This window comes from Plantactinospora sonchi (assembly GCF_036422035.1).
Lineage (GTDB): Bacteria > Actinomycetota > Actinomycetes > Mycobacteriales > Micromonosporaceae > Plantactinospora > Plantactinospora sonchi.
On record NZ_JAZGQK010000009.1, the window covers coordinates 1 to 23,379 of the forward strand.

At 72.2% G+C, this 23,379-nt stretch carries 23 protein-coding genes and 1 tRNA gene; 12 read left to right on the forward strand and 12 right to left on the reverse strand.

From position 1 onward, the window contains the following. Positions 1 to 101 precede the first annotated feature (101 nt). Together V1633_RS11685 and V1633_RS11690 are read right to left on the reverse strand one after the other, a co-directional pair. Entirely contained in the window at positions 102 to 1,454 is a 1,353-nt protein-coding gene (locus tag V1633_RS11685) for a family 16 glycosylhydrolase (RefSeq protein ID WP_331214277.1), read from the reverse strand. A 254-nt stretch (positions 1,455 to 1,708) separates the two neighbouring features. After that, positions 1,709 to 2,800: an ABC transporter ATP-binding protein gene (locus V1633_RS11690; protein WP_331214278.1), complete on the reverse strand. Its 1,092-nt coding sequence runs from the start codon at positions 2,798 to 2,800 to the stop codon at positions 1,709 to 1,711. 324 nt (positions 2,801 to 3,124) lie between these two features. Here V1633_RS11690 and V1633_RS11695 point away from each other — a divergent pair. Further along, positions 3,125 to 3,201, forward strand: a tRNA-Thr gene (locus V1633_RS11695). Positions 3,202 to 3,411: 210 nt separating this feature from the next. Here the strand turns inward: V1633_RS11695 and V1633_RS11700 are convergent. Further along, positions 3,412 to 3,678: a helix-turn-helix domain-containing protein gene (locus V1633_RS11700; RefSeq protein WP_331214279.1), complete on the reverse strand. Its 267-nt coding sequence runs from the start codon at positions 3,676 to 3,678 to the stop codon at positions 3,412 to 3,414. Between the two features lie 229 nt (positions 3,679 to 3,907). Here V1633_RS11700 and V1633_RS11705 point away from each other — a divergent pair, with 229 nt between their 5' ends. Next, a complete protein-coding gene (locus tag V1633_RS11705; RefSeq protein ID WP_331214280.1) occupies positions 3,908 to 4,339 on the forward strand; it encodes a helix-turn-helix transcriptional regulator in 432 nt (143 codons plus the stop codon). Positions 4,340 to 4,363: 24 nt separating this feature from the next. Here V1633_RS11705 and V1633_RS11710 read toward each other — a convergent pair whose 3' ends face one another. The 3 genes from V1633_RS11710 to V1633_RS11720 form a co-directional block, all read right to left on the reverse strand. Then, complete coding sequence (locus tag V1633_RS11710) at positions 4,364 to 4,990, reverse strand: hypothetical protein (protein WP_331214281.1); 627 nt, start codon at positions 4,988 to 4,990, stop codon at positions 4,364 to 4,366. 126 nt (positions 4,991 to 5,116) lie between these two features. Continuing rightward, positions 5,117 to 5,425 (reverse strand): hypothetical protein, encoded by a 309-nt coding sequence (locus V1633_RS11715; protein ID WP_331214282.1) that lies wholly within the window; start codon positions 5,423 to 5,425, stop codon positions 5,117 to 5,119. 3 nt (positions 5,426 to 5,428) lie between these two features. Continuing rightward, complete coding sequence (locus V1633_RS11720) at positions 5,429 to 6,253, reverse strand: hypothetical protein (RefSeq protein WP_331214283.1); 825 nt, start codon at positions 6,251 to 6,253, stop codon at positions 5,429 to 5,431. Positions 6,254 to 6,526: 273 nt separating this feature from the next. Here V1633_RS11720 and lhgO point away from each other — a divergent pair, with 273 nt between their 5' ends. Beyond that, a complete protein-coding gene (lhgO, locus tag V1633_RS11725; protein ID WP_331214284.1) occupies positions 6,527 to 7,714 on the forward strand; it encodes an L-2-hydroxyglutarate oxidase in 1,188 nt (395 codons plus the stop codon). 85 nt (positions 7,715 to 7,799) lie between these two features. Further along, a complete protein-coding gene (locus tag V1633_RS11730) occupies positions 7,800 to 8,036 on the forward strand; it encodes a hypothetical protein (RefSeq protein WP_331214285.1) in 237 nt (78 codons plus the stop codon). A gap of 70 nt (positions 8,037 to 8,106) precedes the next feature. Here the strand turns inward: V1633_RS11730 and V1633_RS11735 are convergent, their stop codons facing one another. Both V1633_RS11735 and V1633_RS11740 read right to left on the reverse strand, forming a co-directional pair. Continuing rightward, the gene (locus V1633_RS11735; protein ID WP_331214286.1) at positions 8,107 to 9,555 is read right to left on the reverse strand and encodes an FAD-dependent oxidoreductase; all 1,449 of its coding nucleotides are present in this window, start codon (positions 9,553 to 9,555) and stop codon (positions 8,107 to 8,109) included. Between the two features lie 6 nt (positions 9,556 to 9,561). Continuing rightward, positions 9,562 to 10,086, reverse strand: a complete 525-nt coding sequence (locus tag V1633_RS11740) for an MSMEG_6728 family protein (protein ID WP_331214287.1) — start codon at positions 10,084 to 10,086, stop codon at positions 9,562 to 9,564. A 124-nt stretch (positions 10,087 to 10,210) separates the two neighbouring features. Here V1633_RS11740 and V1633_RS11745 point away from each other — a divergent pair, with 124 nt between their 5' ends. Beyond that, the gene (locus tag V1633_RS11745; RefSeq protein ID WP_331214288.1) at positions 10,211 to 12,100 is read left to right on the forward strand and encodes a potassium channel family protein; all 1,890 of its coding nucleotides are present in this window, start codon (positions 10,211 to 10,213) and stop codon (positions 12,098 to 12,100) included. Here the strand turns inward: V1633_RS11745 and V1633_RS11750 are convergent. Next, positions 12,058 to 12,726: a hypothetical protein gene (locus tag V1633_RS11750; RefSeq protein WP_331214289.1), complete on the reverse strand. Its 669-nt coding sequence runs from the start codon at positions 12,724 to 12,726 to the stop codon at positions 12,058 to 12,060. The genes V1633_RS11745 and V1633_RS11750 overlap by 43 nt on opposite strands. Positions 12,727 to 12,882: 156 nt before the next feature. On the opposite strand from V1633_RS11750, the gene V1633_RS11755 reads away from it, so the two are divergent. Continuing rightward, complete coding sequence (locus V1633_RS11755; protein WP_331214290.1) at positions 12,883 to 13,128, forward strand: hypothetical protein; 246 nt, start codon at positions 12,883 to 12,885, stop codon at positions 13,126 to 13,128. 48 nt (positions 13,129 to 13,176) lie between these two features. On the opposite strand, the gene V1633_RS11760 is transcribed toward V1633_RS11755, so the two are convergent. Further along, positions 13,177 to 14,379, reverse strand: coding sequence for a DUF4032 domain-containing protein (locus tag V1633_RS11760; RefSeq protein ID WP_331214291.1), 1,203 nt, complete (start codon positions 14,377 to 14,379; stop codon positions 13,177 to 13,179). Positions 14,380 to 14,486: 107 nt separating this feature from the next. On the opposite strand from V1633_RS11760, the gene V1633_RS11765 reads away from it, so the two are divergent. From V1633_RS11765 to V1633_RS11790, 6 genes are all read left to right on the forward strand, one after another. Further along, on the forward strand, positions 14,487 to 15,251 hold the full coding sequence (locus V1633_RS11765; protein WP_331214292.1) for a phosphatase PAP2 family protein: 765 nt from the start codon (positions 14,487 to 14,489) through the stop codon (positions 15,249 to 15,251). A 38-nt stretch (positions 15,252 to 15,289) separates the two neighbouring features. After that, complete coding sequence (locus tag V1633_RS11770; RefSeq protein WP_331214293.1) at positions 15,290 to 16,549, forward strand: APC family permease; 1,260 nt, start codon at positions 15,290 to 15,292, stop codon at positions 16,547 to 16,549. Between the two features lie 158 nt (positions 16,550 to 16,707). Further along, on the forward strand, positions 16,708 to 18,564 hold the full coding sequence (locus V1633_RS11775) for an HSP90 family protein (RefSeq protein ID WP_331214294.1): 1,857 nt from the start codon (positions 16,708 to 16,710) through the stop codon (positions 18,562 to 18,564). Next, complete coding sequence (locus tag V1633_RS11780) at positions 18,561 to 20,753, forward strand: hypothetical protein (RefSeq protein WP_331214296.1); 2,193 nt, start codon at positions 18,561 to 18,563, stop codon at positions 20,751 to 20,753. The genes V1633_RS11775 and V1633_RS11780 overlap by 4 nt, the downstream gene beginning before the upstream one ends. A 33-nt stretch (positions 20,754 to 20,786) precedes the next feature. Further along, positions 20,787 to 21,005: a hypothetical protein gene (locus V1633_RS11785; RefSeq protein ID WP_331214297.1), complete on the forward strand. Its 219-nt coding sequence runs from the start codon at positions 20,787 to 20,789 to the stop codon at positions 21,003 to 21,005. Continuing rightward, positions 21,002 to 21,253: a hypothetical protein gene (locus V1633_RS11790; RefSeq protein ID WP_331214298.1), complete on the forward strand. Its 252-nt coding sequence runs from the start codon at positions 21,002 to 21,004 to the stop codon at positions 21,251 to 21,253. The genes V1633_RS11785 and V1633_RS11790 overlap by 4 nt, the downstream gene beginning before the upstream one ends. A 29-nt stretch (positions 21,254 to 21,282) precedes the next feature. Here the strand turns inward: V1633_RS11790 and V1633_RS11795 are convergent, their stop codons facing one another. Then, on the reverse strand, positions 21,283 to 22,266 hold the full coding sequence (locus tag V1633_RS11795; RefSeq protein WP_331214299.1) for a DUF3105 domain-containing protein: 984 nt from the start codon (positions 22,264 to 22,266) through the stop codon (positions 21,283 to 21,285). Between the two features lie 196 nt (positions 22,267 to 22,462). After that, positions 22,463 to 23,371, reverse strand: a complete 909-nt coding sequence (locus tag V1633_RS11800; RefSeq protein WP_331214300.1) for a hypothetical protein — start codon at positions 23,369 to 23,371, stop codon at positions 22,463 to 22,465. Positions 23,372 to 23,379: the final 8 nt, after the last annotated feature.

Here is a 23,379-nt window from a genome sequence, read left to right on the forward strand (position 1 = left end):
CCGACCTGTTGTCCCGGTGACGCGCCGCGTCGGTCGCGGCCCGGCACGCTGACCGCTCACCGCCCCCGGCCCGCTGCCGGGCGCGGCTCAGTTCCGGTGGGTCAGGACGTCCGCTGGTAGACCCGGATGTAGTCGACCTGGAAGTCGGCCGGCAACACGGTGGTCGCGTCCGGATCGCCCAGCCAACCGCCGACCTGGAAGTTCAACCGCAGGTGGTACGGCTTGTGGAAGACCTCGTTGAACCACGGCGTGGTGGCCGGGGTCCGCTCCCAGACCTGCACCCCGTCGACGTACCAGCGGATGGCGTTCGGCTCCCACTCGGTGGTGTAGGTGTGGAAACCGTCGGCCGGGTGACCGGTCGGCATGGCGTACCGGTGGTCCTGCTTGACCTGCGGCTGGTAGCTGTAGAAGATCGCCTGGACGGGGGTCCGGTAGTACTGCGCACCGCCCTGCAGTTCGACCACGTCGATCTCGCCGTTGCCGCCGGTCTGCGGACGCATCCAGAACGCCGGCCACAGCCCCTTGGAGTTGGTCGGACCGGTCGGCGACTTGGCCCGCATCTCGAAGCGCCCGTAGGTGAAGGTCTGGTTCGTCTTGTCGGTGGCCAGGTAGGCCGTCGTGTACTGCTTGGTACCGCCGCCACCGCAGGCGTACTGCTCCTTGCGGACCCGCAGCGTCAGGTTGCCGCCGGAGACGAAGACGTTCTCCGGACGGTTGGTGATGCAGGGCAGGTCGTAGTCGGTGTAGGCGTTGTTCCGGGCGTCCCACTTCGTGGTGTCCAGGGCGGTGCCGTTGAACTCGTCCGACCAGACCAGCTGCCAGGGGTCGGTGGCGGTGTCGTAGGTGACGACCAGCCGTGGCCGGATCGAGGTCGTCTGGTGCTCGCGGGAGGGCCAGTACACCCGGTTGTTGTACGTCGACTGGCGCAGTGCGAACGTGTACCCGCCGTTGCCGGTCACCGCCGTCGAGACGTCCCAGCTGTTGTATCCGACGGCCACGCTGGCCCGGGTCGCGAGCGCCGCGCCCAGGGTGGGCCGGTTCGCCCAGGTGCCGGGGCCGTCCGCACTGCCGGTCGCCCGGTGGACGGTGGTGCCGGCCGAGAACGCCTGCCAGGAGTACAGCTCCAGGGAGGCGCGGATGTTCGTCGCGTTGGCGGGCAGGCCCTGCACGGTGAACGCCAGCGCCGGCTGCCGTTCCCCGTTCGAGTTGCCCTCACAGGACTGCGGGCACGACGCCAGGGTCGTCTTGACCCCGTTGTCGCCGTCCGCGCTGATGGGGGTGTACGTGGTGTCGGCGGTGGCGCCGAAGGTCGCGGTCGTCGCCTGTGCGGCGGCGGAACCCTGCCGGGTGTTCGTCTGGTCGGCCCGGGCGGGCCCGGTCGCGCTGGACAGCAGCACTGTCACCATGGTCGCCGCGGCCAGGCCGCCGGCTGACCATCCCCGTGTGGTACGCACGTCGGTTTCCCTTCGATCGCCGGAGCGTCCGTCGCCCCGGGTTGATCGACAACCGTAACGGCGAATCGGCGTCCCGTGGGGGCGAAGATCCGCCACGAGAGCCGACGCGTGGAATCCGGTCTGGTCGATCCGGCGGAACCGGAGGTCGTGGCGGCCCGGCGATCGAGGATCGTCAAGGTCGAGAATACGTAACGGGGCGGTCGCCTCGGTGGAGGCGACCGCCCCGTCGGGCGTTCAGTTCAGGCGTACCGGAGTCAGATCCGGGTGCCGGTGCCGGCGTGGAACGCGTGGTTGCGGCCGGTGCGCGGCCGGACGTACACGGTCTCGCCCATGTTCGGCATATTCCGGCGGTCGGTACGGACCACGAACCGCTCGGAGACCCCGTCGATGGTGGCGTGGCCGTAGACGTTGGCGTCCGAACCGAGGTCCTCGACCAGCTCGACGACCAGGGCCAGCCCACCCTCGCTCTGCGCCACCAGGTCGCAGTCCTCGGGGCGGAAGCCGACGGTGACCTTGCCGTTGCCGCCGTCCGCCTGGGCGGCGGCGATCTGCTCACGGGTGAGCGGCACGGTCAGGTCGGCGAAGACGGCACCGGCGTCGGTCAGCGGGACCGTCTTGATGTTCATCGCCGGCGAGCCCATGAAGCCGGCGACGAAGACGTTGGCCGGGCTGTCGTACAGCTCGCGAGGGGTGTCCACCTGCTGGAGCACGCCGTCCAGCATGACCGCCACCCGGTGGCCCATGGTCATGGCCTCGACCTGGTCGTGGGTGACGTAGACCGTGGTGACGCCGAGCTTGGCCTGCAGCGTCGCGATCTGGGTACGGGTCTGCACCCGGAGCTTGGCGTCCAGGTTGGACAGCGGCTCGTCCATCAGGAAGACCTGCGGCTCGCGGACGATCGCCCGGCCCATCGCGACCCGCTGACGCTGACCGCCGGAGAGCGCCTTGGGCTTGCGGCCGAGGTACTCCTCGAGCTGCAGCAGGGCCGCCGCCTCCTTGACTCGCCGGTCGATCTCCGACTTCGAGGTCTTACGGAGCTTGAGCGCGAACGCCATGTTCTCGTAGACGGTCATGTGCGGGTAGAGCGCGTAGTTCTGGAAGACCATCGCGATGTCGCGGGCCTTCGGAGGCAGGTGGGTGACGTCGCGGGTGTCGATGAAGATCGAGCCGTCGTCGACGTCCTCAAGACCGGCGAGCATCCGCAGGCTGGTGGACTTGCCGCAACCGGAGGGGCCGACCAGGACGAGGAACTCGCCGTCGCCGATCTCCAGGTCGAGGTGGTCGACCGCGGGGCGCGGGGTACCCGGGTAGATCCGGGTGGCCTTCGCGTAGGTGACCGTAGCCATGGTGAAGCGCTTCCTTTCACCGGCAGGAACGTGCCGGACGATCCGAGTGAAGGAGCGACCGGCGCGTCGCCGCACCGGCCCCTGCGGTGACGTCCCGGCCGGCCATGGGCAGCGTTGGTTGTCATCCGCGTCACGCCACGGTAAACGGGTTTTTCTCACATGCCAAGGTCGGGGCGCTGCATTGGGAGCTATCTGACGCACATTTCGGGCATCTGGGGACGCTGTACCGTCAACTGTCGCCAGGTTTTCCGGAACCCGGGCTGCCGGAATCGGTGCCGGACGTGGTAGGAGGCGATGAGTGGCTATGCTGACCACGGACATCACGCCCCTGTAGCTCAGTTGGCCAGAGCACTCGCCTTGTAAGCGAGATGTCGCCGGTTCGATCCCGGCCGGGGGCTCCAGTAACCCGCTACCCGCACAGCTGTCGGTGAGCCTCCGGCCCCCTTCGGCGGGTCACCGGTGTCGCACGGTTTCAGAGGGCCGCGGCCCCCGATGAAGGCGACCGTCCCGACCAGCCGTCGCGACCCGCGGCGGCGTGATGGGAGGGGCGGGCCAACGATCGGTTGAGCCGGCCGGCGTTGTCAGGCAACCGACAGCGCCTGAGCCGTCGATCAGGTACGTGACCCGGCCACCGGCCGGGCCCGGTCGGCCCGGAACGCGTACGGGTCGGCGGGCTGGAGTAACCGTACGAGGTTGGCGTACACCGTGACGCTGGCTCTGGGTGAGTGCCCGAGTTCCAGCTTCGTCAGGTAACCACGGGAGATGCGGAGTCGGCGGGCGAGGTCGGCGACCTCGATGCCCCGCTCGATCCGGATGCGCCTCAGCTCGGCCCCGTCGATCGGAACCGCGGTGCCGGGCCGCGCTCTGGGCTTGCCCATGGCTGAATTCTAGGCACAGCAGTCACCAGGTAGCAACAGCAGGTGACCGGAGGGTCGACTGCCCCTCCAGCGGCAAAGCTTGCCGGAATCGCTCCTCCCGATCCATGAGGGTCGATGAAAAAGGTGTCGGGAGCTTCGCCGCACATGTTCCCTGCTGTTCCTGTCAGCGCTTGATTCGGTAACCTTGGCCGGCCCGAAACGACCACGATCCACATTGAACGGGGGGCCAGTGGCGAACGAGGAGGCGACCCGCCGGATCCGCCTCGGCCAACTCGTCCGGCAGGCGAGGCACCAGGCGGGCGAGACCATCGACGGGGTGGCGGCGCGGGCGAAGATGAGCCCGGTCACCTGGCGCAACGTCGAAGCCGGGGTACGGGTGAAGTCGTTCTCGCTGGGCAAGGTCGAGAAGGCGCTCGGCTGGCAGCCCGGTGCGATCGAGGACTACCTGGCGACCGGCGAGGAGCCCGGCGGCCCGGGGCGGTCCGAGGAACTCATCGACTGGGTGCTGGGGCTCGACCGGCCGGACAGTCTCAAGGTCATCATCATCAGGGCGCTGCGTCAGGGCGGCGACCCGATCGACGCGGTGCTGCACGGTACGGCGTCGTCGGCGGAGAAGGTCGCGGCGATCGAGACACTCCGCGAGGGCGGCGCACGCCGGTAGCGGCCTCCGACGGATCGGCCCCGGTCAGTTGTCCGGGGTGTCGTCGGTGGTGACGCAGGCGGCGATCTCCTCCGGCCCCTCCGTCGTCACCACGACCAACGTGCGCAACGTCGTACCCGTGGGGCAGTCCGGCCCCGACGGACCGGGATCGCCCGGCGGACCGGATTCACCCGGGGGGCCGGGTGGCCCCTCCGGACCCGACGGTCCGGCCGGACCCTCCGCCCCGGACCCGCCGGGTACCCCCGGCTCGCCGTTGGCCCCGGTCGCTCCCGGTGGTCCGGCCGGCCCCGGCGGCCCGGTCGCCCCGGGTCGGCCGTCGCGCCCGTCCAGTCCGGGCACTCCCGGCGGGCCGGGTGGCCCTGCCGGTCCGGCCGGCCCCCGTTCGCCCCGCAGGTCCGCCGGATCCACCACACACTCGCCGCCGAGCTGGCGTACCTGTTGACAGAGCTGCTCCGCGCCGGAGACCGCGCTGTCCGCGCGCTGCTGCTCCACGGCCGCCTGCCGGCCGAGGCTCGCCCAACCCCAGCCGGCGGCGGCGGCGAGCAACGCGGTCGCCGCCACCACGATGATCAGCCGGCGCCGGACCCGACGGTCCATCCGGCGTCGGAACTCCACCGTGTCGTCGCTGACCGTGCGCTCCGCCTCCGTCATCGCCGGACCTCCACCAGAGCCGCCGGCCGCTCCGGCCGTCCGGGGCGACCCGGGCGGGGTACGCGGGGACGTAGCCCGGTGACGACCAGCTCCGCCCCGGGCATCTGCGCGTCCGTCCCAGGGGGCTCAGGCCGAGTTCTCCGGGCGGTAGCGGGCCATCTCGCGTTCGAGCAGGGCGAGCCGGTCCTCGGCGGCCCGACGGGTGCGGCGGGCCTCGTCGACGGCCTGTTGCAGCGCCTCGGCACGCTGCTCGGCGGCGTCGGTACGCCGGGCGGCGTCGTCCGCGCGCCGCTCCGCACGGTCGATCGCCTCCTGGTACTCCTTGCGATCAGCACGGTTGGCGTTGAGCAGGTACGCCACGACCGTGACAAGCAGGCCGCCGACACCGACGGCGCCGAAACCGCCGGCCGGCAGCAGAGATGCCAGGTCGCCCACACGTCAACTCGCCGGGGTGCCCAGCTTCGCCGCCAGTTCCGCCGCCCGGTCCCCGAACGCGGTCCTGAGCGCCTCGGCGACGCTGTCCAGGTTCCGGGCGCCGAGCCCGGAGAGTACGCCGTCGACGATCGCCTGCTCGTCGGTCGGGTCCCGGCCCACCGCGTCCAGCAGCGCCGCCTGGCTGACGGTCAACTGCTGCACCCGGGTCAGCAACTGCTGGATCCCGGAGTCGGCCAGCACCTTCGTCTTGGTACGGGTCGCGATCTTGTCTATGGTCGCGTCGTCCACGTCTTCCTCCGTCGGGTCTCCGAGCGCGATCGCGAGGATCCGCTCCATCAGTGGCCGGTTGGCGCAGTGCCGTCGGTCGAGGGTCAGATGCCAGTGCCACAGGTGGCTGGAGTCGCTGCTGGCGGCCCGGTCGCGGACGTTGTCCCAGCCGTCGACGACCTTGTCCCCGTCGACGTTGCCGTAGAACTCGCGCACCTCTTCCAGCCGGCCGGCCCGGAGCGCGGCGTAGAGGCGTTTGCACTGGGCGACCATCTGGGCGGCCGAGCCGGGGGTGAAGTCCACCCCCGCGATGTGCCGGGCCTGGGTCGCGGTCAGCCCGGTCTGCACGGTGTACGTCCGGGACGTGGCGTACCGGGACTTGAGGATCCATTCCTGCGACCGGTGGGCGCCCCGCAGGTGGTTGTTGTCGCCCTTGTTCCCGAAGGCGCCCCGCGGCCGCCCGGTACGGCGGCACAGTTCGGCACCGAGCCAGGCGAGTTCGGGGGTGGTCAGCTCCCGTCCCCACCACGTTTCGGCCTGGAGCTGGGCGTAGGTCGGCATCGGGACCTCCCGGTCACGAAAAACTCTCTCAATTGGGGCGATCCAGACAGCATTGATATTCGTGCTGTTCTCCGGCCCTGGGGAGCGGCCAGTCGTCAACCCGACAGTGCCATCCCTGACGAGCCGCCAATTTCGCTCTGACCAGGCAATATGTCTCGGACTCGACGCCTCGGGCCGGCGGTTCCGGGGGTCCGGACGACGACCCGGAGGACGTACGACGGCGGGCACGTCCCTCTACGATCGGCGTCTACGTGATCGGGTGGGGGTGCGCTGGTGACCAGATACCTGATCGTGGGCGGCGGCATCGTCGGCCTGGCGGTGGCCCACCGACTCCGGCTCGACCGACCCGGCGACCAGGTCACCGTGCTGGAGAAGGAGTCCGGCTGGGCGGCACACCAGACCGGGCACAACTCCGGGGTGATCCACGCCGGCGTCTACTACCGACCGGGCAGCCTCAAGGCGACCCTGTGCCGGGCCGGCAGCGCGTCGATGGTGCGGTTCTGCGCCGAGCAGGGACTGCCCTACGCCACCTGCGGAAAGCTGATCGTCGCGACCGAGCCGGCCGAACTGCCCCGACTGCACGAACTCCACCAGCGGGCCGTCGCCAACGGACTGCCGGTCACCCTGGTCGACGCCGCCGAGGCCGCCGCCCACGAGCCGCACGTCGCCGCGGTCGCCGCGCTGCGGGTCGAGTCCACCGGGATCGTCGACTTCGCCGCCGTCTGCCGGAAACTGGCGGACCTGCTCGCCGACGGCGGTGCCGAGCTGCGGCTCAACACCCGGGTCACCGGGGTACACGCCACCGGTCGCCAGGTACGGGTGACGACCGACGCGGGTGAACTGACCGGCGACGTACTGGTCAACTGTGCCGGGCTGCACGCCGACCGGGTGGCCCGGCTGGCCGGGGTCGACCCACCGGTGCGGATAGTGCCGTTCCGGGGCGAGTACCACGAACTTGTCCCGGACCGTCGGGACCTGGTTCGCGGACTGATCTACCCGGTACCCGACCCGCAGTTCCCGTTCCTCGGCGTACACCTGACCCGGATGATCGACGGCAGTGTGCACGCCGGGCCGAACGCCGTACTCGCCACCGCCCGGGAGGGCTACTCGTGGCGCCGGTTCAGCCCGCGCGACGTCTGGGAGCAGGCCAGCTATCCCGGGCTCTGGGCACTGGCCCGCCGACACCACCGGTACGGCTGGACCGAGGTGGCTCGGTCACTGTCCCGCCGACGCTTCGCCGCCAGCCTGGCCCGGCTGGTCCCCGAGCTGACCGGCGCGGACATCGTGCCGGCCGGTTCCGGGGTACGCGCCCAGGCGGTCCGTCCGGACGGCAGCCTGGTCGACGACTTCCTCATCGTCGAGGCGGACCGGCAGGTGCACGTGTTGAACGCCCCGTCGCCGGCCGCGACCAGCTCGTTCGAGATCGCCCGGCACATCGTCGCCCGACTGCCGGAAAACTGATCCGGCTGCCGCAGGGTGATCCATCCGGCGGTGTCACTACATCGGGTGATGGTGGCCGGCGGTCACAGGGGACCACACTGACCTGGTGGAACGCCCCTTTCCCGTCGCCACCCTGCTGATCGGGGTGACACTGGGTGTTGTGGTCGGCATCGCGTACGCGGTGGCGCGGCGGGCCTGGGCCGACTACCACAAGACCCGGGCCAGCCTGCCCGGGATGCGGCAGGTGGCCTGGGCGTTGACCCGGATCGCCACCAGCCGGGGCGGCATCGTGCTGCTGCTCTGCCTCGCCGCCGTCGGCTGGGCCGCGGCCGGCGAACCCTGACCGCACCGGAGCATGGTCACCGGCGAACGACGGCGAATTCCCGCCGGAACGGAACATCGTCACCGGCGGTTCAACGGCGGCGGGCGAGCAGACCGTACCGGCGGATCGCCCGGACCGGTTCGGGGGGCGCGCCGACCCGACGCAGGATCTGGTTCGCGGCCTGGATGCCCGTCACCGCAGCCCGTTCCAGCAGCGCACTCGGCACGTCGGTGCCGATCCCGTCGCCGGCCAGCCAGAGCCCGTCCGCGTCGGTGACCACCCCGGGGCGTTCGGCGTGGTCGCCGGGGCGGAACGCCGGGGCCTGCCGCTCGACCCGGGCCCGCAGGTCACGTACCGGCAGCGTCGCCACCTCCGGCCAGAGCCCGGCCAGCTCCCGGCGCATCCGTTCGGCCAGCTCCGGCGCGGGCACGCCGTCCGGGCAGGCGTACGCGTGCAGTTCCAGCACCGACCCGCCGGTGTGGGCGGCCCAGCGGCGGGATGCCGTCTCCTGCCGGTGGTAGAGCGTCACCGAGTCCAGGGTCTGCTCCCGCGACACGCTGCTGAAGATCGCCCGGTCCGGTGCCACGTCCCCGCCGAGCCAGTACCGGGCGACCGCGTACGGCGGCCCGACGCCGAGCCGGGCCACCCGACCGGCGAGTACGGGTGCCGTGGCGGCCAGCTCCGGCGAGCCTCCGACCAGCTCGACCAGGGCCGGCGGATCGACCGCGAGCAGCAGGTGCCGGGCCCGGTGCACGGCGCCGTCGGCGGTCGACACCCGCCAGCCGGTCGGCTCCGGGCCGGCCCGCACCACCTTTGCTCCACGGTGGATGACCGTGCCGCGTCGGCATAGCTGGCCAGCCAGCGGGGCCCAGATCGCCGTCTCGTAGTCGGCGTCCGGGGCGTCGAAACCCAGCCCCTCGGAGTTGCCGAGGAAGTAGAAGTGGAAGTTGGCGACCATTTCGGCGGCGGAGAACTCCGCCTCGTGGTTGAAGAACGCGTGCGAGAAGACCTCGAAGAGCATCGCCCGCGCCCGGTCCGGCAGCCGCAGCCAATCGAGCAGTTCGGCCGCCGTCGTACCGTCCAGCTCGGCGAAGGTCCGCTCCGGGTGGTACGCCAGCAGGGGCAACGCCGCCCGGCCGTCCATCCGGCGCAGGTCCCGCAGCCGGAAACTGGGGCTGCGCAGCAGCAGGGCGAGCATGTTCCACGGCGGGGCGGCCGGCAGCCGGCCGAACTCCTCCGCCGGCCAGGTCCGGTGCAGCGCCGGATAACCGGGCACCGGGCGCAGCAGGCCGAGCGTCGGGTCGATCCGGCGCAGCACGGCCCGCAGGTTGTGGTACTGCCGGAAGAACGCGTGGAAGCCGTGGTCGACCGGCTGCACGGTGCCGTCGGCGAGGGTGACCGGCGTGCTGCCGAGCCGCCCGCCGAGCGTCGGACGCCCCTCCAGGACCGTCACCGGTACGCCGCGTTCGGCGAGCACCACCGCCGCCGAGATGCCGGCGACCCCGCCGCCCACCACCAGTACGTCAACCGGGTCGGACATGCCCGCCTACCCGGATCGCGGGGACGGCGGTGGCGTCGTCGGTGCGGCGGCGTCGTCCCGGCAGCGGGGCGGCCGGTCCGAGTCCGGCCAGACGTACGGCAGGTCGGGCGGGACGTCGCCGAAGATGGGCCGGTAGTGGACGGGGTCCTTGCGCAGCAGTGAGGAGCGGTGGCTCAGGTGCAGGTCCTCCCGGCCCAGCCAGGGCGGCAACTCGCCCGCGTCGGCGAGTGCGTCCTGCTGTCGTACCTCGGTCAGGCCGCAACCGGCGGCGAGGTCGGCGACGAGCGTGCCGGCGCAGGTGTCCGCCCGGCCGGTCGAGCACCACTCGTCGCAGATGTCGAGCCCGTACCGGACCAGCGCCTCCTCGTAGCCGGCCCACATCTTCACCGCCGGGTGGTGCCGCCAGCCGTACCCGGGGCGGGTCAGCCCGCGCAGCACCTGCAGCGCCTCGACCCGCTGCTTGCCGAGCCGCCGCTGGTCGAGGCTCCGGGCACTGCGCCGGAAGTCCGGGTACGGCAGGAACGTCTGCACCTGGCGCGACTACCCCCTAACCACGGCTGCCATGTCGGCCGGCCCGGTTCCGCCTGCCGGCTGCCCTGCCGGCCCATGATCGTCAGGGGTCCCGCCGAATGATCGTGCTGACTACGATCCGGACATGGCGGATCTCTGGCGGACAAAGGCCCGACGGGCGTTCGAGACCAGACTCCGGGACGGCCTGCGACCGGTCGGGGACACCCGCCCGCACTACGTGGTCTGCGGCCGGGACGCCCTTGTTGTCCAACTCGTCCAGGAGCTGCTGGGCAACGACCCGAACGGTGCCAACATCCGGGTGACCGTCATCGTCCCGCACCTGCGGCACCGCGACGGCGGCCCCGACCTCCGGGCGATCCGCGGCGTACGACTGATCCGGGCAGACCGGCTGGACGAGGTGACGTTCCGGGCGGCGGGCCTGGTCGGGGCGGCCGGGCTGGCCCTGCTGCACCAGGACGACGTCGGCAACATCGACGCGGCGCTCTGCGCGCAGGAGGTCGAGCCCGAACTCCGGCTGGTGCTACGGATGTTCAACATGAGCCTCGGTTACAAGATCCGTCAGCTCTTCGCGGACGCGGCCGTACTCTCCGACGCGTCGATGGCGGCTCCCGCGTTCGTCGCGGCGGCGCTCGGCGAGGTCGCGCCGACGTACTTCCGGTACGGCGGCCGGACCCTGTACGTCGCCCCGCGTGCCGAGGTCCACCCGGACCAGGTGGTCTGCGCGCTCGCCGACACCCACGACCCGAACCATCCGGTGGTGCTGCCGGCCGACCCGGCCATCGCCGACCTGGTGCTGGCGGCGGCGGCCGGGCAGAACGGCGCCGACCTGGCCGACCAGCGGCGGTCACAGTGGATGCGGCGCCGTCGGCGGCGCCGGAAGTCGGTACTGCTCCGGGCGGTACGCTCGTTCGCCACCCGCAAGATCGGCATCGCCACGCTGGTGGTGCTCGGCGTGGTGCTGGTCCTCGGCTTCCTGCTCCGCTATATCGAACACCAGAGCATCGGCAACGCCCTCTACCTGACCCTGGTCACCACCGTCGTCGGGGCCGACCCGGACCTCGACAAGAGCGCGGCGGCGCAGGTCCTCCAGGTGGTGCTGAACATCGCCGGGCTGGCGTTGATCCCGCTGATCACCGCCGCCGTGGTGGACGGGATCGTCAAGGCCCGACTCGCCCTGGACGCCGGCGTGCTGCCGAGCGAGCGCAGCGGACACGTGATCGTGGTCGGGCTCGGCAACGTCGGTACCCGGGTGATGTACCAGCTCCACGACCTCGGGATCGACGTGGTCGCGATCGACAAGGACCCGGAGGCCCGGGGGACGGCGGTCGCCCGACGGCTCAACGTACCGCTGATCATCGGGGACGCGGCCCGGGAGGAGACGCTGGAGACCGCCTCGGTGGCGGGCTGTCAGGCGCTGGTCGTCGTCTCCACCGACGACGTCAGCAACCTGCAGGCGGCACTGAACGCCCGGACGGCCCGCCCCGACCTGCGGGTGGTGCTCCGGCTCTACGACGGCGACTTCGCCCAGCGCATCCAGAAGACGTTCGCGATCGACGTCTCCCGCAGCGTGTCGTACCTCGCCGCGCCCTCCTTCGCGGCGGCGCTGCTGAACCGGGCGGTGATCGCCACGATCCCGGTCGACCGGCACGCGTTGCTGGTGGCGGAGGTGCCGGTCGCCGCCGGCTCGTCGCTCGCCGGCCGGGAACTGCGGTCGGTCGGTGCGGCCGCCGGGATCCGGGTGATCGCGCTGACCCGGGCCGGGCAGGGTCGGATCGAGTGGACGGTCCCGCCGGAGCACCAGCTCCGCCCCGGTGACCGGCTGACCGTGGTGGTCCGTCGTGCCGGGCTCAACCGGCTGCTCCGCGAGGCGAGTAGCCCGCCCCCGTCACCGCCGTACCGGCCGGACGAGCCGGTGCCGACCGTGTCCCGGGCGCTTCCGTCCGGTAAGGCCGGTCGGTCCGGCCGGCGGGGTCAGTCGATCCCACCCGCCCGGCGCCCGTCGACACCCTCCTGATCCGGCTTCCCGCCCCGCCCGTCCGGCACGGTGCCCTGCCGGCCTGGTCCACCGCCCTGCCGGCCTGGTCCACCGCTCTGCTGGTCGTGGACCGTGTCCTGGTCGGACCCGTGCCGGAGACGGCCGGCGACCAGGGCGTCGTAGACCTCCCGGATCTCCCGGGCGGCGGTCTCGGGGGGACGGGACACCACCCTGGTCAACCGCCGCTCGCCGAAGGCCGTACCGAACAACGGCCCGACGGTGCCGAAGACGACGTACACCCGACGGTCGGCACGCACCCGGACCTGTCCGTTGCGGACGCCGATCAGCACGTCGACGTGGCCGATCTCGGCCCAGTCCAACCGGTGACGTCCGCGCGGACCGACCCAGCTGATGCCGGTCTCGTCGACGTCGAGACGTTGTCGGGAGGCCAGCCAACAGAGCACGGCCAGCACGAGGCACAGCACGGCGAACCCGGCCAGCAGCAGCCCGTCCCGGGCGGTGAACTCCGGCGTCCAGATCGATGGTGACCGCGACCCGCGCCAGCCGCGGATGCCGGAGGCGACGGCGGCGCCGGCCAGCAGGACCAGCAGGGTGGCGGTCAGCAGATAGCCGAACCGCACGGTACGGCTGCGAAAGGTCACCATGGTCCGGCCAGCCTAGAGCCGTCGGTCCCACAGCGGTGGTACGAGGTGGAGCCCCCTGCGCTGACCCGCCGCCGACCGGTTGCCGGTCTCAGATGTTGTTTCCTGTGGACAGATGTCGTCATACTGGGATCGTCATCATCCCCCGAGGAGGTCCGGATGAACCTGTCGACTCACATGCACCGCCTGGCGGCCATCGCCGCCGAGATCGGCCGCACGATCCGCGGCCGGAGCACCGAAGACGTCGTACGGGCCCGACTGCGCTCCCTCGACCTGCCCCGTCGGCGGCGACGCGTCCCCAGGCCCGACCGCGCTGCCCGCAGTTGGTACGAGCCGACCCCGATCATCGGCCTGCCGCTGCTCACCTACGGTCAGCAGCGGCTGTACCGGGTCGAGCCCTGCTGAACCGGCCGTCGACGTACGCCACCGGCCACGTCGACGGCGAACCGCCGCTCAGCCGACCTCGACGCCGAGCACGGCCTGCTCGTCCGGCCGGTGCACCAGCACGTCGGAAAGGAACGACTGCACGGCCGGCGCCAGTCCAAGGTCCCGGCCCGCCTGCTCGGAGAGCCGCCAGCGGTGCTCGATGATCTGCACGAAGAGTTCGGCCGGTTCGAGCTTGCCCCGCAGGTGCGTCGGCACGGCCCGGACCACCGGCTCGAAGACCTCGGTCAGCCAGCGGTGCGCCGCCTGCTGCTCGTCGGTGAGGTCGCTCTCCGCCCGGTAGGTGTCCAGGTCGTTCAGCAGTCGACGGGCCTGGTTCTCCTCGGCGTCCAGCCCGGTCAGCCGGAGCAGCCGCCGGGTGTGGTAACCGGCGTCGACCACCTTCGGCCGGACCAGGTAGCGCCCGTTGTCCACCATCGACATCGCCACCTCGGCGACGTCGAAGCCGAGCTCGTTGAGCCGGCGGATCCGGCCCTCGATGTCGTGCCGGGCCTCCCGCTCGATCTGCTGCTCGTAGGTGATCTCGTGCCACAGCCGCTCGTACCGCTGGACGACCTCCTCGGAGACCGTCTCCGGGTCGATCGCGTCGTGCAGCAGTCCGGCGGCCTCCAGGTCCAGCGCCTCGCCGAAGATGTTGACCCGGGCGATCTCCAGGTCCTCGTTCCGCTGCCCGTTGGAGAGCTGCCGGTGCAGCATGCCGGTCTCGGCGTCGACCAGGTACGCCGCGAAGGCCCCGGCGTCCCGCCGGAACAGGGTGTTGGAGAGCGAACAGTCACCCCAGAAGAAACCGGTTAGGTGCATCCGGACCAGCAGCGCGGCCAGCGCGTCGAGCAGCCGGGTCATCGTCTCCGGGCGCAGCGTGTGCGAGAACAGCGCCCGGTAGGGGAGGGAGAACTGCAGATGCCGGGTGATCAACACCGGGTCGAGCGGCTCGCCGTCCCGGCTGTGCCGGTCGGCGACGATGGCCACCGCCTCGACACTCGGGAAGTCGATCCGCTCCAGGGCACGGAGCAGGTCGTACTCCCGCTCGGCGACCCGCTCGCCGGTCTCCTTGACCGCGTACACGGTGCCGGCCAGGCGGACGAACCGGACGATGTGCCGGGAAATACCCTGCGGCAGCGCCACCAGTTGGTCGGCGGGCCACTGCTCCAGCGGTGTCGACCAGGGAAGGTCGAGCAACGCCGGGTCGACGAGAGCCGAAGTGATCCGCACGGGTATCAAGCATGCCGGTCCGCGCCGCCCACCGCCTCCCCACGTGGTTGGGCACACACCGCCGGCGCCGTCCCGGGCGCCGGGCGTCCGCCCGGTAGCGTGGTCGGATGCGGGAAACCACGACGGTACGGCGGCCGCTGCGGCTGCGTCCGGTCAGCCCGGCCGGCTGGTGGTTCGACGGGCTGCTGCTCGCGGCGGTGATCGGACTCACCGCCGCGCTCGCCGCCGGGCAGCTGCACGACCTCGACCTCGCGGTCCGGTCCTGGGCCAACGCGCACCGACCGGAGTCGGCGTACTGGGTGACGAGGGTCCTGAACTCGCTCGGCCAGGGCGGCTGGTTCCTGATGCCGATCACCTTCGGGCTGGCGGCACTCGTCATGCTCCGGACCCGGTCGATCCGGCCGCTGCTGGTCGGGATCGGCGCGTTCGCGCTCACCTCGTTCGTGGTCGGCCCGGTGAAGATCCTGACCGACCGGGCGGCGCCCAGCTCGAAGCTGCCGCCCGAGGAGTCGGTCCGACTCTTCAACACGCTGCCGGCCAACGAGTGGGACCTGTCGTACCCGTCCGGGCACGTCGCGAACGCGATCGTCTGGTACGCGGCGATGGCGGTACTGGTCGCCGCGCTGCTGCGGACCTTCGGCCGGCCGGACGCCCCGCCCGCGCTGTACCGGACCATCCGGGTCGTTCCGCCCGCGATCGTCTTCTGCACCACCACCTACCTCGGCTGGCACTGGATCACCGACTCGATCGCCGGCCTGCTGCTCGGCCTGCTGCTGGGACGCCTGCTCACCCGGGTGCCCTGGGACGACCTGCCCGTGCCTCCGCTGCCCGGCGGGGTGCACCGGCCCGCCGGCCTCACCGCCGACGACTGACGCCCGCTGTTCATCCGACCCGGCTAGGGTCACGCTCCGTGGAACAGCTTGCCCGCAGGTTGGGTGTGACCGACGCGGTGATCATCGGCCTCGGCTCGATGCTCGGCGCCGGGGTCTTCGTGGTCTTCGCCCCGGCCACCGCCGCTGCCGGCAGCGGAGCGGGCCTGCTCGTCGCGCTCGCGGTCGCCGGCTTCGTCGCGTACTGCAACGCGACCAGTTCGGCCCGGCTCGCCGCCCGCTACCCGGAATCCGGCGGCACCTACGTCTACGGGCGCGAGCGGCTCGGCCCGTTCGCCGGTTTTGTCGCCGGCTGGGGTTTTGTCGTCGGCAAGACCGCGAGCTGCGCGGCGATGGCGCTGACCATCGGGGCGTACCTCTGGCCCGGACACGCCCGACCGGTGGCGGTGGCCGCCGTGCTGGCGCTGACCGTGGTCAACCTGCGCGGCGTGCAGAAGACCGCCCGGGCCACCCGCTGGCTGGTCGCCGTCACCGTGACGGTGCTGCTCCTGGTCGCGGCGGTGGGGCTGTTCGGCGGGGAGTTCGGGGCGGCCCGGATCGCCGAACCGACCGGCGGCGCCGGGTCGATCGACCACGGGCTGGTCCCGGTCGGCCTGCTCACCGCCGCCGGACTGCTCTTCTTCGCCTTCGCCGGTTACGCCCGGATCGCCACGCTCGGCGAGGAGGTACGCGAACCGGAGCGCACCATCCCCCGGGCGGTGCCGCTCGCCCTCGGCCTGGTGCTGCTGACGTACCTCGCCCTCGCGGTGGTCACCCTGGCGGTGCTCGGCCCGGCCCGGCTCGCCACCTCGACCGCGCCACTGGCCGACGTGGTCGAGGCGACCGGGCTGACCGGACTCGACCGGGTGGTCCGGGCCGGGGCCACGATCGCGGTCGTCGGCGTACTCCTGGCCCTGATCGCCGGGGTCGGCCGGACGGTGCTGGCGATGGCCCGGCGGCACGACCTGCCCGGGGTGCTCGCCGCCGTGCACCCCCGCCACCGGGTGCCGCACCGGGCCGAGATCGCGGTCGCCGCCGTGGTGACCGTGGTGGTCGCGCTCGGCGACATCCGGCACGCGATCGGCTTCTCCAGCTGCACCGTGCTGGTCTACTACGCGATCACCAACGCCGCCGCCCTCACCCTCGGGCCTGACCCGGACCGCCGGCTGCCGGTCCGGTCGCTCGCCGCGCTCGGCCTGGTCGGCTGCCTGCTGCTGGTGCTGGCCCTGCCGCTCGGCAGCGTGTTGGCCGGCGTCGGCGTCCTCGCCGTCGGCGCCCTCGCCTACCTCCTCCGGAGGTAAGGAAGGGCCCCCTGTCATCGCTTTCTGTTGTAGAAGGGCCCCTTCCTGACACCTCAGCCCCGGCAGGCGCCGCCGGGCGCCGACAACCTGGTACCGGATGTCGGCCCCGACCGGTACGGTCCATGCCCAACGGAAGCGGCACGGGGGAGAGAACACCGGTGGGCTACACGTTCCACGTTGATCTGCGCGGCATCGTCGACCTGCTCAGTCACCACCTGTACGCCAGCCCGCAGGTCTACGTACGCGAGCTGTTGCAGAACGCCGTCGACGCGATGACCGCGCGGCGGGCCGTTGGCGGGGACGTGTCCGACGGGGTCCGGATCGAGCCGGCGGAGTCGACCGGTGACGGCACGCTGCGGATCCACGACCCCGGCATCGGGTTGACCGAGTCGCAGGTGCACGAGTTGCTCGCCACGATCGGCCGCAGCTCCAAACGCGACGACTTCGGATTCGCCCGGCAGGAGTTCCTCGGCCAGTTCGGCATCGGCCTGCTCTCCTGCTTCATGGTCGCGGACGAGATCCGGGTCTGGACCCGGCACGGCGACGAACCCACCGTGGAGTGGACCGGGTACGCCGACGGCCGGTACGAGGTCAGGCTCGCTCCCGCCGACCGGCAGCGCCCCGAGCCCGGCACCACGGTCACCCTGGCACCCCGCCGAGACATGGAGCACTGGCTCGGCACCGAGACGGTACGCCGGCTCGCCACCCTCTACGGCTCGATGCTGCCGGTCCCGGTACGGGTCGGCGACACCCTGGTCACCGGCGGACCCGCCCCCTGGGACGACGTCCCGGCGGAGAGCGGCCCGTCGCGCCGGGCCCGGCTGGAGAACTACTGCCGGGAGGTCTTCGGGTTCTCGCCGTTCGCCACCGTCGACCTGGCGGTGCCGGAGGCGGGCCTGCGCGGGGTGGCGTTTGTCCTCCCGGCCCCGGCGAACCCGGCGACCCGGGTGGCGCACCGGGTCTACCTCAAGCAGATGCTGCTCTCCGAGAGCATCGAGGGCCTGCTGCCGGAGTGGGCGTTCTTCGTCCGCTGCGTGGTCGACACCAGCGAGCTGCGTCCGACCGCCAGCCGGGAGGCGCTCTACGAGGACTCGCTGCTGACCGAGGTACGTGACGTCCTCGGCGACCGGCTGCGCGGTTGGCTGACCCGGTTGGGGCGCGGCGACTCCGGACAACTCGCCGAGTTCCTCCGGATCCACCACCTCGGGGTGAAGGCGCTGGCGGTGCACGACGACGAGATGCTCCGCCTGCTCGACCAGTGGTGGCCGTTCGAGACCAACCAGGGTCCGCTGACCCTGGCCGAGTTCCGGGACCGGTACGGCACCGTCCGGTACAGCCCGTCGGTGGACGAGTTCCGGCAGATCGCCTCGGTCGCCGCGGCCCAGTCGATCCCGGTGGTCAACGCCGGGTACGTCTACGATTCCGCCCTGGTCGCACGGCTGCCCGACGTCGACCCGTCGATCCGGGTGGAGGCGCTCAGTTCCACCGACCTCGCCGCGGAACTGGAGCCGCTGGACCCGGCCGCCGCGTCGGCCGTACGGCCGTTCCTGGCCACCGCGCAGCGCACCCTCGACCGGTTCGGGGTCGAGGTCCAGGTGAACGCGTTCGACCCGGTCAGCCTCCCGGCTCTCTACCTGCTCGACGGCGACACCGGGCTGCGGATGGACCTGCGGCACGGGCAGCAGGAGGCGGCGGACGAGACCTGGGCGTCGATTCTCGGGTCGTTCACCGTCGGGCACGACGAACGGCCGAGGCTCGTCCTCAACCACCGCAACCCGCTGGTCCGGCAGGCGGTCGGGATCGGTGACGAGGAGCTGACCGTGCTCGCGGTCGAGGGGCTGTACGTCCAGGCGCTGCTCCTCGGCCACCAGCCGTTGCGCCCGGTCGACACCGCCGCGCTCAACCAGTCGTTCCTCGGGCTTCTCGGCCGGGCGATGGGCGGGGGCGCCGGTCCGGCCGGCACCAGCCCTGGGCCGGTCGTGGATCGGGACGAGCCCACCGGGGAGGGCCGGTGACCACCTCGGAGCGCGACCTGCAGCGGATGCTCCAGCAGGCCCACACGCTGCCCCGGGGCGCCGCCCGGTTCGCCGCGCTGGACGCGGTGTTCCGGCACGCCGACGCGGCCGGCAACACCGAGTTCGGGTTCAACGCCCGGATGAGCGCGATGAGCGACTTCCATCACGGCGGCGACCCGGCCCGGCTCTTCCTCGCCTTCTCCTGGTGTCTGGCGCACCTGGACCGCCACCCGGAGAGCGTCGGCCACCATGAGCGGTCGCTGCTCTGGAACTTCAAGTGGGTGGTCTGGTCACTGCCCCAGTTTCCGGACATCCCGCTGGAGCGCACCATGGCGGTGCTCGACGACATGGAGCGCCGCTACCGGCTCGGCGGACACAGCCTGCACGCCGTCTACCAGCACCGGTGGCTGGTGGCCCACCACGTCGGCGACCTGACCGCCGCCGAGCAGTGGTACGACCGGATGCTCACCGCGCCCCGCGACAGCCTCTCCGACTGCCACGCCTGCGTACCGTCGGGACAGGTGCGCCACCTCGTCTCCCTCGGCCGGTACGAGGAGGCGATCACGGTCGGCGCGCCGTTCAAGAACGGTGGCTGCACCGAACAGCCACAGTGGATGCTCGCCGAACTGCTGCCGCCGATGCTGCACACCGGCCGGTACGACGACGCGGTGGAGGCGTTCCGGAACGGGTACGCCCGGGCCCGGGGCGACCGGCACCATCTCGACAACCTCGGGCAGTATCTGCTCTTCTGCGGTCTGACCGGCAACGAGGTACGTGGCCTCGACATCATCGAACGGCACCTGGGTTGGCTGGAGCGGCCCTCGTCGCCGTACGCGGCGATGGAGTTCGCCTCGGCGGCGGCGCAGGTGCTCGGCCGACTCCAGGCGACCGGGCAGGGTGACCGGACGGTACGGCGGCGCTCGGAGGACGGGGCGCGGCGCTGGGAGTCCCGGGTCGACGAGCTGGCCGACGAGCTCGCCACGCACGCCCGGGAACTGGCCGCCAGGTTCGACGCCCGCAACGGCAACAACCACCAGGGCGGTCGGGTCGAGGCGCGGATCTCCGCGCCGCCGCTGGTCGGCCAACTGCCGCTGACGGTGCTCGCCGGCCGGCGACCGGACGACCGGCGGGAGAAGGGGCGGGCGACGGTCGACGCGCTGTTGGGCCGGCTCGCCGAGCAGGCCGCTGCCGGAGACGTCGGTGGCGCCGCCCGGACCCAACTGGCGGTGGCGCGGGCACTCCGGGACGCCGGCCAGTGGCGGGACGCGGCGGAGGCGGCGGAGGAGGCGCTGCGCGCCCTCGACCGGGCGGGCCTGTCAGAGGAGGTGCTGAGCTGCCGTTACCTGCTCTTCCAGCTCTACTCGACGCGGCGGTACCTGCATCGTGAGGATGCCGCCACCCAGGTCACCGCGCTGCTGGCGGCCGAGCGGCTGCCGACGGAGGCCCCGTCGTCGGAGGTGCTGCTGGAGCAGGCCGCCGACGCGGTCGAGGGCCCGCAGGCGGTGGGCTGGCTGCTCGCCGCCGCCGACCGGTACCGGGCCCGGGCCGCCGGATCGGCCCCGGCAACGCCGGCCGCTGTGCCCGCCGGGACGCTGTCCGCTGTGCCCGCCGGGACGCCGGCCGCCGCCGTCGGAGCGTCGGAGACTCCGAGCACCGCTGCCGGGGTGTCCGTACCACCGGCGGGCGTCGACGATCCGGGCGCGGGCGAGTTCCGTACCCTGCGCAAGGCGCTCATCATGCTGGTGCGGCAGCCGTCCGTCGAGCCCGACCTGGCCGTACTGGACCGGATCGACGCCCTGCGGGGCTCGCTTCCGGACGTACCACTGGCCGAGTTGGTGACCGTCCACGAGATCGCCGCCCAGCTGCTGGCCCGGGTGGATCGGTTCGATGACGCGATCGCCCGCCTGGACCAGGCGCTGGCCCTGATCGAGGACGACGGACCGGGCGTGGATGAGGTCGAGGATCTGCGGGCCGCCCGGGGCCGGCTGCTGCTGCGGGCGAACCGGCCGGCGGATGCCGAAGCCGAGGCGAGGGCGCTGCTGGAGCTTGAGCCGGACTCGTGGGAAGGCGGCATCGTACTGGCCAGGGCGTTGCGCGCGCAGGGCCGGGACAGCGAGGCCACCGAGGTGATGGCGGAGCACGGCATCGACGACGAGGATCTCGACTGGGACGAGGCGGACGACGACTGATTCGGCGTCGACCGTCGGCGGAGAGGAATGTCGATGTACGTCCTCCAGGCGGTCATCGGGCCGGACGTCCTGCTCCGGAACGCGGTGACCGGGCAGCCGGAAGCCGTTGTCGTGTCGTTGGCGCAGGGGCTGGCGATGGTGCCGATGACCAAGGAGCTCTTCGACGCGGTCCGGGAGGGACCGCCGACCGGCCGTTGGGCTTCTGGAAGCTGCCCGGCGGCTTCGACCGTACGCTCGCCGGCTGGTCGGTGACCGCGCCGGTGAGTTACGTGGAGGCCGACTACTTCGGTGGTACCGGCAGCCAGCAGGCGGTGCTGTGGGCCGACGGGCGGTTGGCGCTCGGACCGCTCTCGGTGGCCGAGGGCCAACCGGTCCCGGCGGCCGGCAGTCCCATCTCCCAGGTGCTCAGGAGGCTCGGCGTGGATCGGGCCGGCCACCACGACGAGTTCGCGGCGGTCGGCCTGGGCCGCCACCGGTCCACCCGGGACTGGCTGCCGTAGCCGCCGGGGCGAGCTGACGGCTCGGTGGTTCAGCGGGCCGTGCTGGTGATGCCACCGCCGCACGGCGCGCCGGGCTCAAGCGACGCGGTGATCCGGTAGCGCCGGATGAACTCGTCGATCGCCGGGTCGTCGGGGCTCTCGACGGCGAGCTGGTAACCCCATGCCTGCAACGAGATGCGGGGTGTCTGGCCGGGGTACGGACTGAGCATCATGTACTCCTGGCCGGTCACCCGTTCGGCGAGCTTCTCCACCTCGGGTGTCGACAGCTCCAGCCGGTACGTGATCCACACGGCGCCGTGCTCCAGGCTGTGCACCGCATTGCCGTTGGTGATCGGTGCCGGATAGACGTCACCGTTGCAGTTCTGCCACCGGACGTAGTGCGGTCCGCCGGCCGGTGGCGACATCGGGTAGGTGATCAGGCCATCGGTGTGGTCGGGGGAGAGCGCCTCCGGGGTGGTCTCGCGGTAGTTCACCAACGCCGACATGTCGGCGCCGTCCTCACGCTGCTGGTACCAGAGGAAGCCGCCGATGCCGCAGGCGGCGAGGAGCACCAGGGCGAGCCCACCACCGACGAGCGCGATGATCAGACCGGTCCGCCGGCCCTTCGCCGGTGGCGGTGGCTGCGGATGCCCCGGGTACGGCTGCGCCGGCTGGCCGTAACCGGGCGCGGCGGCGGGCTGGCCGTAGCCGGCCGGCGGATAACCCGGCTGCTGGCCGTGCTCCGGCTGCTGTGGATAGCCGGGCTGTGTGGGATAGCCCGGCTGCTGACCGTGCTCCGGCTGCTGTGGATAGCCGGGCTGCTGTGGATAGCCGGACTGTCCCGGGTAGCCGGGCTGTGCGGCCTGCCCCGGCTGCTGCGGGTACCCCGGAGGGGAGCCCGGTGGCGGGCCGTAGCCGGGCGGCGGGACCGGCGGTTGGCCGTACCCGGGCTGTGGTGGCAGCGGCGGTCCGGACGTGGGCGGGGTGCCCGGCGCTGCGGGTTGCTGCTGGTACGGCGGCTCTGGATGGCCCATCTCTGCCTCTGCTCGGTCCGACCGGGTTGAGCATGCGCCGCCCGGTACGGGCGGGGAGCAAATCCTACCCAGCCGACCGCCGGCCGTCGCGACGGGAAATCCGCCGTGCCACGTGTCGGACGGTCCGGGTCGGGTACCGGCTTCCCGGACGTCGGTCCCGTCCGGTCGGTACGCCCGCTGGCCGCCGTCCGCGGTGCTAACCGCGTTCGGCGACGAGCTGGATCCCGTCCCGGTCGACCAGCAGCACCGACGGCACCAGTTCGGTGGTCGGGTACGGCGAGGAGAGGATCATGTCCCCGACGTCGGCCGCCCAGCCCGAGTCCGCCCCGGCGACGATCAGGTCGTCCGGACAGGGCAGTCCCACGACGAGCCGGTCGGTGCCGAGCAGCTCCATCATCCGTTCGACAAAACCGGGCAGCGCCACCGCCGAGGCGGCCAACGAACCCTCCCGGTGCAGGGTGAGCAGATGGCCCTTCTCCGACTCGCGCCCGTCGATCCGCAGGCCCCGGCTGAGCGAGCCGTACGCCTCCTCGAACAGGTCGGCGACCGGCGGCTCCCCGATCCGCTGACGGGTGTCGTGGGTCAGGTGGCTCATCCCGAGTGTGCCGCGCGGTGTCGGGGCCACCATGGCCAGTGCGACGAACAACCGGCCCGGCACCAGCGTCTGGTGGGGCAGGGAGCGGAGCAGCTCGGCCCGGGGCGAGGTGGCGCTCCACAGCACCGGCAGCAGTTCGCCGTTCTCCTCGGCGTGCCGTACCCGGTCCGAGGTCTCCGCCGCCAGCTGCTCCTCGTGCGCCCGGCGCATGATCTCGCGTACCTCGGCGAAGGCCCGGTCCCAGCCGTCCGGCTCCGGACGGTCGAAGTTGTGGGTGACCTGGGCCTGCGGGAAGAACTCACCGATGAAGCGGGCGTCGGCGTCCGTCGTCGCCCACTCGGTGTGCAGGGCGACGACCTCGTCGGGGCGCACGCCGTCCCGGGCCGCGACGATCTCCCAGGCCTGCCGGACACAGTCCTCGTCCCGGGTCGGCGCGTCGGCTATCACGTGCTCCCCCTCGCCGCGCCGCAGCAGGAAGACCACCAGATTCCTGGTGGGGTCGACATTCATGGCGTTCC

Excerpts from the sequence above, each read along its gene's own strand:
- V1633_RS11785 (WP_331214297.1), top strand. The coding sequence starts at position 20,787 with ATGTACGTCCTCCAGGCGGTCATCGGGCCGGACGTCCTGCTCCGGAAC.
- V1633_RS11750 (WP_331214289.1), bottom strand. The coding sequence starts at position 12,726 with ATGGTGACCTTTCGCAGCCGTACCGTGCGGTTCGGCTATCTGCTGACC.
- V1633_RS11795 (WP_331214299.1), bottom strand. The coding sequence starts at position 22,266 with ATGGGCCATCCAGAGCCGCCGTACCAGCAGCAACCCGCAGCGCCGGGC.
- V1633_RS11720 (WP_331214283.1), bottom strand. The coding sequence starts at position 6,253 with ATGCCGACCTACGCCCAGCTCCAGGCCGAAACGTGGTGGGGACGGGAG.
- V1633_RS11710 (WP_331214281.1), bottom strand. The coding sequence starts at position 4,990 with ATGACGGAGGCGGAGCGCACGGTCAGCGACGACACGGTGGAGTTCCGA.
- V1633_RS11755 (WP_331214290.1), top strand. The coding sequence starts at position 12,883 with ATGAACCTGTCGACTCACATGCACCGCCTGGCGGCCATCGCCGCCGAG.
- V1633_RS11735 (WP_331214286.1), bottom strand. The coding sequence starts at position 9,555 with ATGTCCGACCCGGTTGACGTACTGGTGGTGGGCGGCGGGGTCGCCGGC.
- V1633_RS11765 (WP_331214292.1), top strand. The coding sequence starts at position 14,487 with ATGCGGGAAACCACGACGGTACGGCGGCCGCTGCGGCTGCGTCCGGTC.
- V1633_RS11745 (WP_331214288.1), top strand. The coding sequence starts at position 10,211 with ATGGCGGATCTCTGGCGGACAAAGGCCCGACGGGCGTTCGAGACCAGA.
- V1633_RS11700 (WP_331214279.1), bottom strand. The coding sequence starts at position 3,678 with ATGGGCAAGCCCAGAGCGCGGCCCGGCACCGCGGTTCCGATCGACGGG.
- V1633_RS11690 (WP_331214278.1), bottom strand. The coding sequence starts at position 2,800 with ATGGCTACGGTCACCTACGCGAAGGCCACCCGGATCTACCCGGGTACC.
- V1633_RS11800 (WP_331214300.1), bottom strand. The coding sequence starts at position 23,371 with ATGAATGTCGACCCCACCAGGAATCTGGTGGTCTTCCTGCTGCGGCGC.